Genomic DNA, 13,559 nt, shown 5'->3' on the forward strand with positions numbered 1-13,559 from the left:
TCAGCAACGCCTCTGAACTAAATACAATGCGCCATCATATAATGCAGACATCGGAATATTTTGTAGTGACCCGTCTGGAATAAAGACTAGAGTATTAACTTTACTATTTTTGAGTTCACTTTCAACTGGTTTAATTAACCAATCATAAAGCTGCTGGGAAACCGCTTGAAATTTCTTACTAGCTTCAGGTTGAACGATCGTATCTCGCATTTGGGCGATCGCCTGCTCTACTTGCTGATGGTTCACCACAGAAGTTTTATGTATCAAAGGTTGGTTGGGAAGCTTGAGGATAACTTCTAATATCATGTCCGGCTAAATACGTGTCATAACATTGGCGTAAGCCTTAAGGCAGGGTACGCAGCGATAGCAGAGTGAAGCGATCTCGCCGAGTCCGAAGTGATTGCTACTCTATGGGTTCACAAGTAATTAAGTTTTTACCATAATTACTGTGGAATTACTCTTACGAGAAATATTCTCGGCAATATTTCCTTGAATTGCTTGTTGCAATAGACTTTCACGGCTAGCTCCTAGAACAATCACATCACTATCATCAAGTTCTGCACACTCAAGTACAGCCTCAGAAACAGAATTGGCCTGGAGTGGAGTAGCCACCACCTTACCTTTAACTCGGCGTTGCAGAAAGCGAACAGATTTATCGAGTAATGTTGTATCAGGGATGGAGTTATTAGGCTGGAAAACCTGGCAGAGCTTGATTTGGGGTGAGGTACTTAGAGAAGCAAGGGCAGGTAATAATTTAATTGCTTGCCGAGAGTTAGGGCCGCCTGCCATCGGCAGCAGCCAACGGTCAAAGGCTTTTTTACCATCGAATTTAGCTAGGACAACATCACAAGGAGCTTGGCGAATTACAGTATCCACTACTCGGCTGAAAACTCTGCCAGGAGTTGACGTAGTACCTTTCCATCCCATCAACACCAAGTCAATATGTCGTTCTTTGACAGTCTCTAAAATTGCGCCAGCGACATTATGAGCAACTCGGATCTGGGTGTGAACGGGAATTCGCCACTTTTCTCCTAACAGGATTGCCCTTTGCAGAAGACGATCGCTTTTAGTGATGTCTACTGGTATTTCAGAGGGGATACGGCTAGATGGAACGGTAATCACTTGTAAGCATTCTATTTCGTAATTGCGATCTTTAGCGATCGCTGCTGCCATTTCCAGTAAAGTTTGGGCTGTCTGTGGATGTGAAAGCGGTACTAGTAGCCTGCCTTTGCCTGTAGCCGGAGCGCGAGTTTGGTAAACTACATAAGAAGGTGCTGATTTTGGTTCTAGCTGTTCGGTGTTGCCACTGAGTCGCTCTGCTTCTACACGGATAATATCACTACGGGTAATAATTCCTACTAACTTGCGACCTTCTGTAACCGGCAAGCAGCTGAGGTGATAACGATTGAGTATATGCAACACATGGGCCAGTGTAGCTGTGGGGCTGACTGTTACTGGCTCTGGTGTCATAATTTCGCTGATGGTTGTGTCTCCACTCAACTGCTGGGAGGCAATATTAATTAAATCTTTTTGAGTGATAATACCAACAACTTTGCCATTTTCCAAAATTGGGAAGTTGCGATGGTGAGAGTGGGAAAATGCCTGTACTGCTTCATCAATGCTCATCTGGCTAGATAGAGTTTCAACACGTCGCTGCATCACATCTGCGGCGCTTAATTCTGCTAAAAGTCCATCTGTAGTCGGCTCTTTTTTAATGTGAATTCCTTTCCACTCTAGTAGAAGATCGTAGAGCGATCGCGGGTCGATTTTTTCCGCTACTAAATAGGCAATTATAGACGCAATCATTAGCGGTAGCACCAGATTGAAATCAGTTGTCATCTCAAATACAATGACGACTGCTGTAATTGGTACTTTGGAGACGGCGCTAAAAAAAGCAGCCATGCCGACATGAGCATAGACTGTTGCAGCACTCATTCCCAGTAAACTGTGTTCGACAGCACCCACTAAGTAACCAAGGGCAGCTCCCAACGCCAAAGTTGGAACTAGTAAACCCCCTGGCGCTCCAGAGCCGTAGGTAAAAATAATTAGGGTAAACTGAACTAAAAGAGCGATCGCTGCAAATGACCAGTTAGTATTACCCACAAGCAAAATTTCTCTCAGCCCAGCATGATCGCGAAAGGTAACCGGTAATAAAGCGATCGCCAAACCACTGACTAACCCAGCAATTCCAATTCGCCAAGGTAAACTCAGGTGTAAGAAGCGGCGGTTAATTGCTAGACTCGCAAGAATACCTTTATTAAACACAATGCCTAGAAGTCCCGCCAGCACGCCCAAAATCAAGTAGAAAGGGATTTCCTGAGCGAAGAAAGTTGTATCGGGAAGACCTAAATTTAGATGATTCAGATCCAGGTTATGGCTACCATAGAGTCGGGAGATAACTGAAGCGATGAAAGAAGCCAAAATCGCAGTACCAAGAGTGATACCTGATACATCTTGCAGTAATTCTTCCACTACAAAAAGCACACCAGCGATCGGTGCATTAAAAGCCGCAGCTAAACCAGCCCCAGCACCGGCGGCGATGAGTTGGCGACGATGTTCTGGGGAAGTTGGCACCCAATTACTCAGCCCATTTGCCAAAGCTGCCCCAATTTGCACAGTCGGCCCTTCCCGTCCTAAAGGCATTCCAGAACCCAGCACTAGAGTAGCGCTCACCAGTTTGACCAAAGCAATCCGCAGATTTAGCGGCATCGGCACGCGAGCCAATACTGCTTTGACCTCAGACATCCCACTACCTGATGCTTCCGGTGCAAAGCGTTCTACTAACCAACCAGCTAAGATTCCTCCGCCTAGTCCAATGCCTGGTAGCACTAAGTAGCCAGGCCAAAGGTAAGAAATATGCACTCGCCATGCGCCTGCCCAGTCAACTGCCTGTCCTAACAGAACTGCCGCTAGCCCAGAAACTAGACCAATCAGGCAAGCTTCAACGAAAGCCAAGCGCCTGGGTTGAAGTAACTGACGCCAAATCCTCAACCAGAAAATTTTCCCCTTGACTAACATATTTTTAGCGATCGCTTGTTATAAATGGCTGAAATGTTTTCACGTTCGCCCCATCTATAAGCTTTTCGCCAAAAAATGAAATTAGAATGAAATTTTTCTCTGTCAAAAGATGGGTATATGCATTAGTAGTAGTGAGTAGACTTGTCCGAAAATTCCAAAGCCAGACTGTTCAAAGCTTTGGGGCAAAACTTTGATATCTTCGGAAAAACGGAGCCATAAGGGTTTGAGATAGTTAGTGATAGTTTAGAGGCATAAAAATAAACTCCTAATTTTTGAGAATTTATGATTACTGCTAATAGCTAAGTTGGGAGAACAAAGCTACCAATTTTTAATCTAACTAACCCGCAAACTGTTAATATAATTTGCTCATAAGTATCGAGCTTTAAGCGGAATCTTTGTGAAGCAATCCGAAATATTTTAAGTAGTCGAATTAAATGCTCGATAAATATCCGATTACTAGACAAAGCCTTATTTTCATCTTTTTGTTGTTGACTTAATTCTCGCTTGGGTTTTCTTTTATGAGGAGTAATAATGTTTTTACCCCCTTGGAAAGCTTTATCACCTGAAAAAGGTTGAGACTTATCAAACTTTTTCTGAGATTTACGGAACTTTCTTTATATCTGCTGTTGGGCCAGGAACACCTACTTCTACCTCCACAATATCCTTACCTTCTGGTATCCCAATCATTAAACTTTTTAATGTATGTTGCCTCTTCTTGCCAGAAAAATATTTTTGTTGTTCTTTTTGATCGCAATGCCTATATATTGGCTGTTCTAGGCTATCGACTAATAGCCTAAAATTGGTTAATACTTCTTGAACAAAAAGTAATTCACTTTCATTATTTGAGACTTGCTCTAATAAACTTGAAGGTAAAATATCTCGCAGAATTGGTATCCAGTAATGAAAAGTATCGTTGGCTTCTGTCTTCGATACCCCAAATAACATTCCTAATACTTGAAATGTTGGTATCTGTCTGAGATAAAATAGGCATAAACATACTTGTTCTTGGATTGATAATAATTCTTTACGACCTCCACCAGCTGCATTAATTCTTATTTTTCGGCTTTCTTGCTGAATTTTAATTTATTGATGACGTTTGCAGGCACAATTTAATAGTGATTGTAATTGTTCGTAACTAATCCCTAAAATCTGTTTTGTTCGGTGTGGGTACTTTTGCATATAGTCAAAAACCATAACTAAGTTTGAAAAATGGTAGACACTCAATTCAACGTTTTACCATTTTTCTTTTCCTAAGTTAATATTTCGGACAAGTCTATTAAGACTTGTGTAGGCTGGGGAGATAGAGGAAGCAGAAGAGAAAGAATCTGCTCATTGTTTTCACTCTCAAAGTTAGACAATTTCATTTCTGGAATTTCCTTATCTCCTCTCTTTTTCCTAAACGTTTGCAGACAATTGTGCTAAATAAGGGGACTAAATCAAGCGCACTGCCTTCTCCTGAGTGCTGAATTCCTACCTTCAAACTACTTCGTTTTTAAGACTTCCGTCAGGGAAATATTTAGCTACTAAAGCGAGGTGTGTCATGCAATGCTCTTTTGTGCCTAGAATTGGGTGCAACCCTATGCACCTAATCTCGGTGCCATCTTTTTAGAGAGTGAATAAGCGGCGAAAAACTGTTACAAAAGCGCACAGCCGTTTGCATAACTGCTATACGAAGAGATGCAAGAATGAGCGATCGCGTTTTGTATTTAGATGAGTAAGTTTCATGGTGCTTAGTTAGCTTTAATACAGCAGAGGGTACAGATCGTTTTCAGAGTTTTTGCTTAAAAGACTTAATACAAGTTGTGAACATGTAGCTGGAGGACAGGACACGCCCACCAAATATCTAAAAATGCTATCATTCGATGATTTTATCGGGTATACCTAAAAGTTATAAGTTTGATGCCCATAAAGCATTAGACGTTACGAACTTGTCCTATTACCCTGATATTTGATGGTTCTTAATTTTCATGAATTAAATTCCGTAACAGTGGATATAACTAGCTAAGGAGTATATTAATTGCTGCAAAACGTTACTTTATTTGGTGTACTTGCGATCGCGATCGGTGCTATTCCTGGGGCGGTGAGTCGTTATTACGTGACTGAATTTTGTAAAAGAGCCATAGGGACAAACTTTCCTTACGGGACTTTTATTATCAATTTCACAGGCTGTTTACTAATGGGCTTTTTCTTCACCTTGTTTAAGGGGATTAAAGGATTTCCACCTGAAATGGATTTGCTTGTAAGAACTGGTTTTTTGGGTGCTTATACAACCTTCTCAACCTACGGATACGATACATTGACGTTGTGGCGTAATGGCAAGCAAGGAGGCACCATTTTTTACTTGGCAGGCAGCGCAATTTTAGCTGTAGTTGGTATTATATTAGGTCGTGATTTAGCACAGCTAATTGTCGGTTCGTAACGATTTGCTGAAAGAAAAATACCAATCTCTATTCAATTTCCAAATTACAAAGGATTTTAATAATGCAAAATACTTTTCTTCGGACTGTCATGGCGATCGCTTTGGGTGCTATTCCTGGCGCTTTAGGACGCTACTTTATCACTGAATTTACTAAAGCAATTATTGAGAAAGACTTTTCCTACTATGGCACGTTTTTTATTAATATCACAGGCTGTTTTATCATTGCTTTGTTTTACACTTTAAACGAGCAAAAGTTTAGAAGTCTTTCACCTGAAATTCGGTTAGCGATCGCCACTGGTTTTTGCGGTGCTTATACCACTTTTTCAACTTATGGATTAGAGACTTTTACCCAAATAGATAAAGGTAATATAACAATAGCTTTAATCTATTGGTTAGGCAGTATGCTAATTGGGATACTTGGCGTACAATTGGGTGTAACTTTAGGTAAGCTCTATTCTAAATCTAGGGTTACTGATTAATGGTATGAATCTTGTGGGATGGACAGAACAGCGTTCTAATACAACGAAGGAGTTGTTCTGTCATTCCACAAGACCAGTAAAATTATCGCGCAAATATACAATAGACCTCTTGCAATCAATTGCTTTTTGCACTCTTGCAGAAAAAGGGACTCATCTTTATTGGGGAAAAAGAAAATACCAAACCTTTCCCCCGCCCCTTATCCCCTTCAGGGGCCCCACCTTCCCCTTTTCCCGACTTCTGCAAGAAGTCTAATGCCCTAAATCCAATTAAGCTAACATCTAGTGGCATAAACACAACTTTGAGATCGGACAAATGGCGAATAATAGGTAAATTAGGTACAGGAAGTCAAGGAAAGATGAAACTCATCAGGAGATCGACTTGGTTAGATTTAGCAATTGATTTAAGAAGTTCTGTGATTAGTGCCATTTGGCGACGAGTTCTAGCTACGATGATATTTGCTTTTATAATTGCGATTGCTTATCACAAAGGATTTGCTGTCAACCAACCTACTCTAGCTGGTTTAATCTGTTGGATACCAAATAGATGTGCTGATTCAGTCAACAGGCACAGGTGTATCTGAGTTAATGTATATAATATCACTTAGAAAATTACTGAATACGCTCGTGAATCACCAACGCCGTAATATCCTTTTTACTTTAGGTGCAAGCTTGACAGGATTTTTTTCTAGTACAGCCCTGGCCACTGCTGGCGCTAGATCTCCCAACCAACTAAATACTCAAGTAACTGTGAATACCGCAAACCTGCAAAAATTAGTAGACCGTGCTTCCATTATTGATGCTGTAAATATCATTGGTATGGGTGCAGATTTACGAGATTGGAAAGCCTGTCGCGCTGCGTTTGCCGATCGAGTTCTGACTGACTACACCTCCCTGAATGGGGGTACTCCCAATACTGTAGCAGCAGATACCTTAGTTGCTGGTTGGGCGGATTTTTTCACTAAAACCTTTAAAGCTACTCAGCACATGATTACCAATCATATTGTCACAGTTAATGGCGATCGAGCAACCTGCACCTCTCACTTTCGGGCACATCACATCTATCTTGGTGGTGAATCGGGTAAAACTTGGACATTGGGTGGCTTCTACAATCATGGGCTAACCCGCATCAAAGGTCGCTGGAAAGTTACACAAATGAAAATGACCTGGACTTACGAAGAAGGTATTCGCCCTGGTTAATTGTATGATACAGCCTGATATTTTCATTCTCCAAGCTTCTTGGGATGTGATTAGAGTCAAGTTTAGCGATCGCTAAACTAATTACTGCTCTACTACCTGTAAAAGTCGCTCTTTTTCGTGATAATTATAGTTTGAAGTTCTTAAAATCATAAAAAATTATCCTCAAATATTTGGAATTTAATGTTTAGTCTGCGCGATTAGCAACAAGATTTAGTTTCAAAAACTTTTAGCGCTTGGTCTAGCGGAATCAGAAAAGTATTATTGCAACTAAGCACGGGTGGTGGCAAAACTATTATTTTTGCGCTGGTGAAAAGTCAGGGAAAGGGAAAGGGGTATGGTTCGACAAGCTCACCAACCGGGGAAAAGGGGAAAGATTAAATTTATTCCTTTTCCCTTTAACCTTTTCCCCTGCCTCCCAATCCCCAATCCCCAGCGGCTACGTATTCGGAATCAACCTACCGCAAGGATAAGTAGCTGTTGGCTGTGAGGCATTTTCAGCTACGACTGCTGGAACTCGATCTGATGGTTGAGTTTTGGCTGCTAAATAGTCTGCTTGCAGTTTCTCTAAAATTGCTTCTCGTCTGTCATACAAGCGTTTTAGGGGACGAGGTTGGCACTTGTTGAGGACGTATGCTGTTACAAGTGGTAAGGCGATGGTGCTATCCGTGTAACAAACAATTGTGTTAGGTAATTCTTCTGGGTCAATCTTACCCCAGCTCACGGCTTCCGATGGGGTTGCCCCAGACAAACCACCTGTATCTGGACGAGCATCGGTAAATTGCACAAAGTAATCATGTCCGCGTTCTTCTAGTCCTAATACCTCGTGAATTTGCGGTTGCGTTTGTAGCAAAAAGTTTTTGGGACTGCCACCACCGAGAATGACAGCGGCACTTTTACCTTCTGCTTCACGGGCATTATAAGCGATCGCTGCTGTCTCATTCACGTCTATAGCAGGGTCTAATACTAATTGCGAACCTTCTAATGCCAAAGCTGCTACGTTCATCCCAATAGAACTATCTCCAGGGGAAGAAGTATAAATTGGTACGCCATATTCATAAGCCGTAGCCAGCAAGCAAGAATTCTCCACCCCCAATTGCTTTTCTACTTCCCGGACATACTTGCCTAGTAAATGGTGAAACTCAGCGGTTCCCATACGTTTTTGGAAAGGTTCTGCTTGCAGAATTTTGCGGATAAAAGCATCGGTTTCTAACAGTACATCGTAGCCAAAGATAATGTCATAAATCCGGATTGTGCCTTGTTGGCGCAGTTTCACGTCATCTAAAAACGGATTACCAGCAAACAGTTCAAAACCCAAACCATAATGCATATCGTGGTAAAGATTTGCGCCAGTACTAATCATCCAGTCAATAAAGCCGTTGCGAATTAAAGGTGCAAGTGCTGAAACCCCAAATCCGGCTGGCGTCATTGCACCGGAAAGGCTAACTCCCACGGTGACACCTTCTGTTAGCACATCGCGGCTGAGTAGTTGGCAGATTTCGCGCAAACGTGCTGAGTTGTAGGCAGTGAAGTAATTATCAATTAAATCTACCACGCCAATATCATTAGATATAGGTGTGGGTGCGATTTTTTGACCCAGCTGTTTAGACATTTTGGCACTCCTGAACAGTAAACACGCCGAATCTAATGTTATAGCAAAGTACTGGGTTCGGAGTTGAGAGTTAAAAATTATACTAGTTTTTCAGAAAAGCGTAACTAATTAAAAAATGAGTATAAACACTACATAGAGAATGAAATTTTAATTGATATAAATTGAACTTTAATTAGGCTGTTTGATAATCTTCTAAGGTAAATATTATCATCTTGGTATGCGAATCATTGCCCGCAGCACTTTACGGCAATTTTGGGAAACACATCCTTCTTCCGAGCAGTCACTCAAAGCTTGGTATGATGAAGCGTCTCGTGCAGACTGGAATAGTCCGACAGATATCAAAAGTACTTATCGCAACGCCAGTATTATTGCTAATAATCGTGTGGTTTTTAATATTAAAGGCAATGATTACCGCTTAATTGTTCGCATTCGTTATGACATTAGAATTATTTTTATCCGCTTTGTAGGAACGCACTCTGAATACGATAACGTAGACGCAACAGCAATTTAAGGTAAGTATATGCTTAAACCCGATCCCATCCGAACTGAAGCTGATTATCGTGCTGCACTTGATGAAATTGAAAAATTATTTGATGCAGAGCCTAATACACCAGAGTGCGATCTTTTGGAAGTTTTAACAACGCTGGTGGAAACCTACGAACAGCAACATTATCCTATTGCTCCACCAGACCCAATTGAGGCAATTTTATATTATCTCGAATCTCGTGGGCTTTCTTACCAAGATTTAGAGTCTGTTATTGGAAGCCGTGGAGAGGTTGAGGAAATTTTAAATCGCCAGCAAGCACTAACACTAGAAATGATTCGGCGTTTGCATTATTCCTTGGGTATTCCGGCAGAGGTGTTGATTCAACCATACTCTTTAATGAAAGATTCAGCTTAGGTTTTCATCCTCCGCAAGTCCGTCAGTATACCGATTTTGGAGTGGCGTGAGCGATAAGTAAGCTAGCTTAAAAAAGGGAGTAGGGGAGGAAAGCTTTTTTATTGTTGGTTGTGGGATTTTCCTCTAACCTTGTACCTTAAAAAGGGGTAGACTCATTGCTCGCAACTGTAAGTTCATCTAATGCTATTAAAGGATGTTGGCTATCTAAAGATGAAACCTGCGCTTCTAACTTGTCACAGCACTCCCGCACTAAACGCAAGCCTTGTTCTCGTGAAAGTTCCGTAGTTGCAGGGGTAAATTTTTGCAGAATTTCCGCTTCGATACTTTGATATTGCTCTAGTTCTGCTCTCAATTTTGTTAAATATTTTGCTCCTTCACCGCCTTCTGTAATGGCAAACTCTAAAACAGAATCTACGTAAGCTTTGACTTTCGGATGCTTAACTCCCTCTGTAGCCGCAGCATACAGTAATTGACCGTTTAAATACTCAAAATCTGGCACCCAAAGATGATTTCCACTTAGATGAAATGTATCAACTTCTTTATTTGGCATGACTTTTAGTTGTTCTGTTCTGACGCGGCGAGCAGCTTTTTCTAAAAGTGCGATTACAGAAATTATGACTGAGGGAAAGTTGCTATCAATACATCTAATTTCTACTGTGCCGAGTTTGTTAAGTCGAATTGGGTTCCAAGCTGATTTAAATAAGCTTCCTCCTGCTTGTTTGAAAAGATGACGCTCAATTCCCGCTTTGTCCATTGCTTGCAACCAAGCATAATAGCGAGCGAACTGGTTTTCAACTAAGGTTTCAACACTGTCAGCATAAGGCATCAATCCACCGACAGACTGTAAATGAGTGTAAACTCCTTCCCAGTCAAAGGTTTCGCTACCACGATAACGAATTGTGTGCATGGCTAGTCCGATCGCTCGTCCTTCATAAAACGGACACGATCGCGTTAAGCAAATTAATGCTGAGTCGAAGGCTGTAGCTAAATTATAAATATTTAGTAGTTCTTCTCGCTCTGCGGCATTTGAATTGTAAGACACTACCACGCGAGAATCAATAACTCCTGCTGGCACTTCTAGATGTACGTGCGTACCCGTACATTTGCCAGCGTGTAAAAATTTATCGTAACCGACAGTCCGCGCTTGGATATGATAATTGAGTTGGTCGCGCATGACTGGCATGATATGTAAGGGGTAGCTCGATTGAGGATAAAGCCTTAAATTCATCTCTCGCGCTACAGCGATCGCTAGTTTTAAATTTCTCAGATATTCTTTTACTAAGTCTGTGGCAGTATACGCTGGCGCGGTGTTAATTTCCACCATATTCTTGACGAACTCTGCCACAAAATATTGTGGGTTCACTCCTTGTGCTTGTGCGGCTAAATGACAAGCCTCTAAAAATTCATCTGCGCGATTACTGATTTCACCCGTTTCATTTACTAGAAAAAACTCTTGCTCAAGACCAATGCGACGTTTTAGTACATCCATTTGTCAAGTCTCTCTTAGTGAATTTGCTGTAATTATCGATTTACTGCAATTTGGCGGCAGTATTAGAGATTATTAAAAAATATCAAGTGGAACTTTTAATTCCCAACATAGATATGCTACTAAAACATGGGCAATAATCTCAAAGATTTATTTGTAAGTTGCGTTTGAGGATAAAATTTCAACTTCTTAAGATTGCCAATTTGCAATACCCCCAAAGCGGGAAGCAAGCTACGTAATTCGCAATTAAATAGGACTTACGCAAGAAATCTCTGAAACCCTCTTTCCTTTGTGTTCTTCTCTGACCAGACGCTGCGCGAATGCGTTCTTTGCGGTTCTTTTTTTCATAATTTTGGGTAAGTCTAATTAAGATACAAAAAATCTGCTCAATTAAATAATTAAACAATTAATGGGTTTCAAGCCCCAACTAATTGTAACTGCGATCGCGTAACGTCTCGTAGAGAGGAACAAGCTTACCTGGAAATTGCGAATTGTCTTGACTTTCGCAAAACTGGGTAAAACTCAACAAAACTTTTCCCTACCCCGTACCTACCCAAATGTATTCTTCCCTTTGATAGAAGTTAGAAGATGACAGGTTTTTCAAGATTTGAGTTAGGACTTACCCAGCGAGGCGATAAATCTACATGGCTCAAGATATCTTTGAATTACCCGGCCCAGAAACGAACTCTATCGTGGGTAGTCTCCTTGATTTTGGTCGCGACCCTTTGGGATTTTTAACTATGTGCGCTCGTGAATATGGTGATATTGTACCTATACGTTTAGGGTTAACCCCGGCTTGTTTATTAACTAATCCTAGCTATATCGAGCAAGTACTCAAAAACACAAATTTATTTGTTAAAAGTCGTTCTTTACATGCCCTTAAAACCTTATTGGGTGAAGGACTTCTCACTAGCGAAGGAGATTCTTGGTTTCGCCAACGAAGGTTGATACAACCTGTTTTCCACCAAAAACGCATCGCTAGTTATGGCGATATCATGGTCGCCTACACTCAACAAATGCTGGATACTTGGCAAGATGGCGAGACTCGTGATGTCCATCGAGATATGATGCGCCTAACATTAAATATTGTGATGAAAACAATATTTAACCGCGACCTCGCCGAGGGAGAAGCGCAAGATGTTGCCCATGCACTAGATGTAACATCAGATTGGTTTGAAAGTAAACGCCAGCAAAATTTTATCTTTTTGGAATGGTTCCCTAGACCTGAAAATATTCGCTACAGAAATGCCATCAAGCAGATGGATAAAACTATTTATGAGATTATAAATCAACGGCGGACTAGTGGCGAAAATCCTGGGGATTTACTGTCAATGTTAATGGCAGCAAAGGATGAAGAAGATGGCAGCCAAATGAGCGATCGCCAATTACGAGATGAAATCGCAACTTTAATGTTAGCAGGACATGAAACTACATCTAATACTTTAACGGGAGCATGGATACTTTTATCTCGATATCCACAAGTACGTACTCAATTATTAACAGAATTACAACAAGTTTTAAAAGGGCGTTCTCCGACAATTGCAGATATACCAAACTTGCGCTACACCGATATGATTATTAAGGAGACAATGCGAATATTTCCTCCCGTATATAGCATGGCGCGTAAAGCTAGCCAAGATTGTGAAATTGGCGGTTATCAAGTGCCGCAAGATTGTACGATGATTATGAGCCAGTGGGTAATGCATCGCAATCCTCACTACTTTGAAGACCCAGAAATATTTAAACCAGAACGCTGGGCTAATGATTTAGAGAAAAAGCTGCCGAGAGGAGTTTACTTTCCCTTTGGTGACGGCCCGCGGATTTGTATAGGTAAAAGTTTTGCCTTGATGGAAGCAGTTTTATTATTAGCAACCATCGCCCAAAAATTTGAATTAAATCTTGTACCAAACCATAAAATTGTTCCTCAAGCTTCAATTACCCTACGTCCAGCAACTGGGGTAAAAGTCACATTGAAGCAAACTACAGACCTCACCCACCCAGCCTCCCTCTCCTCGAAGGAGAGGGAGGAGTAAGAAAAGATTAGGCTTTTTGCTCCCCTCTCCTTGAAGGAGAGGGGCTGGGGGTGAGGTCAAAATCCTGTAATCGAATTCACGTTGATTTATCTCATGCACAGACACAAAAGCGCACAGAGAAGGAGAACTTTTATCTTTTCTTGCCCAATGCCATAAATTAGATGTTGTTGCCGTAGTATAACAGTAGTGTCAGAAAAAATTAACAATTTGGAGAGTAAAGTTGTGCATTTTTCAGGGATATTGTGGGGTTAATTAAAAACCACAGTTTTTCCATCGGTTTGAGTGCAAAAGAGAGAATTTTTTTAGATAAATATTTCAAAAGGTTTTCTGTATAAGTAATACAGCTTGCTCGAAGTTGCGATCGCCACTTTCTAAATTTAGGAAATTAGACACTGAAATTAAATTCCCACTTTTTCA

Annotated in this window: 12 protein-coding genes; 6 read left to right on the plus strand and 6 right to left on the minus strand. The window is 41.0% G+C overall.

All coding sequences use genetic code 11. The features are described 5' to 3' along the window. From NSTC745_RS26370 to NSTC745_RS26385, 4 genes are all read right to left on the minus strand, one after another. On the minus strand, positions 1–306 hold the full coding sequence (locus NSTC745_RS26370) for a CHAT domain-containing protein (RefSeq protein WP_445633620.1): 306 nt from the start codon (positions 304–306) through the stop codon (positions 1–3). Between the two features lie 120 nt (positions 307–426). Next, on the minus strand, positions 427–3,018 hold the full coding sequence (locus tag NSTC745_RS26375) for a chloride channel protein (protein WP_445633621.1): 2,592 nt from the start codon (positions 3,016–3,018) through the stop codon (positions 427–429). Between the two features lie 299 nt (positions 3,019–3,317). Next, positions 3,318–3,551 (minus strand): transposase family protein, encoded by a 234-nt coding sequence (locus NSTC745_RS26380; protein ID WP_445638691.1) that lies wholly within the window; start codon positions 3,549–3,551, stop codon positions 3,318–3,320. A gap of 67 nt (positions 3,552–3,618) precedes the next feature. Further along, positions 3,619–4,101, minus strand: a complete 483-nt coding sequence (locus NSTC745_RS26385; RefSeq protein WP_445638692.1) for a transposase family protein — start codon at positions 4,099–4,101, stop codon at positions 3,619–3,621. A gap of 934 nt (positions 4,102–5,035) precedes the next feature. On the opposite strand from NSTC745_RS26385, the gene crcB (NSTC745_RS26390) reads away from it, so the two are divergent. From crcB (NSTC745_RS26390) to NSTC745_RS26400, 3 genes are all read left to right on the plus strand, one after another. Next, positions 5,036–5,437 (plus strand): fluoride efflux transporter CrcB, encoded by a 402-nt coding sequence (gene crcB, locus NSTC745_RS26390; protein WP_445633622.1) that lies wholly within the window; start codon positions 5,036–5,038, stop codon positions 5,435–5,437. Positions 5,438–5,499: 62 nt separating this feature from the next. After that, positions 5,500–5,916, plus strand: a complete 417-nt coding sequence (gene crcB, locus NSTC745_RS26395) for a fluoride efflux transporter CrcB (RefSeq protein ID WP_445633623.1) — start codon at positions 5,500–5,502, stop codon at positions 5,914–5,916. A gap of 624 nt (positions 5,917–6,540) precedes the next feature. Next, complete coding sequence (locus NSTC745_RS26400) at positions 6,541–7,113, plus strand: nuclear transport factor 2 family protein (RefSeq protein ID WP_445633624.1); 573 nt, start codon at positions 6,541–6,543, stop codon at positions 7,111–7,113. A 436-nt stretch (positions 7,114–7,549) separates the two neighbouring features. Here NSTC745_RS26400 and NSTC745_RS26405 read toward each other — a convergent pair whose 3' ends face one another. Further along, entirely contained in the window at positions 7,550–8,722 is a 1,173-nt protein-coding gene (locus tag NSTC745_RS26405) for a homospermidine biosynthesis protein (RefSeq protein WP_445633625.1), read from the minus strand. 217 nt (positions 8,723–8,939) lie between these two features. Here NSTC745_RS26405 and NSTC745_RS26410 point away from each other — a divergent pair, with 217 nt between their 5' ends. Beyond that, entirely contained in the window at positions 8,940–9,233 is a 294-nt protein-coding gene (locus NSTC745_RS26410) for a type II toxin-antitoxin system HigB family toxin (RefSeq protein ID WP_445633626.1), read from the plus strand. A 9-nt stretch (positions 9,234–9,242) separates the two neighbouring features. Further along, positions 9,243–9,623, plus strand: a complete 381-nt coding sequence (locus NSTC745_RS26415) for a helix-turn-helix domain-containing protein (RefSeq protein ID WP_445633627.1) — start codon at positions 9,243–9,245, stop codon at positions 9,621–9,623. A 136-nt stretch (positions 9,624–9,759) separates the two neighbouring features. Here the strand turns inward: NSTC745_RS26415 and NSTC745_RS26420 are convergent, their stop codons facing one another. Next, positions 9,760–11,112, minus strand: coding sequence for a glutamate-cysteine ligase family protein (locus NSTC745_RS26420; RefSeq protein ID WP_445633628.1), 1,353 nt, complete (start codon positions 11,110–11,112; stop codon positions 9,760–9,762). A 641-nt stretch (positions 11,113–11,753) separates the two neighbouring features. On the opposite strand from NSTC745_RS26420, the gene NSTC745_RS26425 reads away from it, so the two are divergent. Further along, complete coding sequence (locus NSTC745_RS26425; RefSeq protein WP_445633629.1) at positions 11,754–13,142, plus strand: cytochrome P450; 1,389 nt, start codon at positions 11,754–11,756, stop codon at positions 13,140–13,142. The last annotated feature ends 417 nt before the right edge of the window (positions 13,143–13,559 follow it).

Source organism: Nostoc sp. DSM 114161 (genome assembly GCF_052692665.1).

Coding starts and splice junctions, on each gene's coding strand:
- NSTC745_RS26370 (WP_445633620.1), bottom strand. CDS start 306: ATGATATTAGAAGTTATCCTCAAGCTTCCCAACCAACCTTTGATACAT.
- NSTC745_RS26375 (WP_445633621.1), bottom strand. CDS start 3,018: ATGTTAGTCAAGGGGAAAATTTTCTGGTTGAGGATTTGGCGTCAGTTA.
- crcB (WP_445633623.1), top strand. CDS start 5,500: ATGCAAAATACTTTTCTTCGGACTGTCATGGCGATCGCTTTGGGTGCT.
- NSTC745_RS26405 (WP_445633625.1), bottom strand. CDS start 8,722: ATGTCTAAACAGCTGGGTCAAAAAATCGCACCCACACCTATATCTAAT.
- NSTC745_RS26410 (WP_445633626.1), top strand. CDS start 8,940: ATGCGAATCATTGCCCGCAGCACTTTACGGCAATTTTGGGAAACACAT.
- NSTC745_RS26415 (WP_445633627.1), top strand. CDS start 9,243: ATGCTTAAACCCGATCCCATCCGAACTGAAGCTGATTATCGTGCTGCA.
- NSTC745_RS26420 (WP_445633628.1), bottom strand. CDS start 11,112: ATGGATGTACTAAAACGTCGCATTGGTCTTGAGCAAGAGTTTTTTCTA.
- NSTC745_RS26425 (WP_445633629.1), top strand. CDS start 11,754: ATGGCTCAAGATATCTTTGAATTACCCGGCCCAGAAACGAACTCTATC.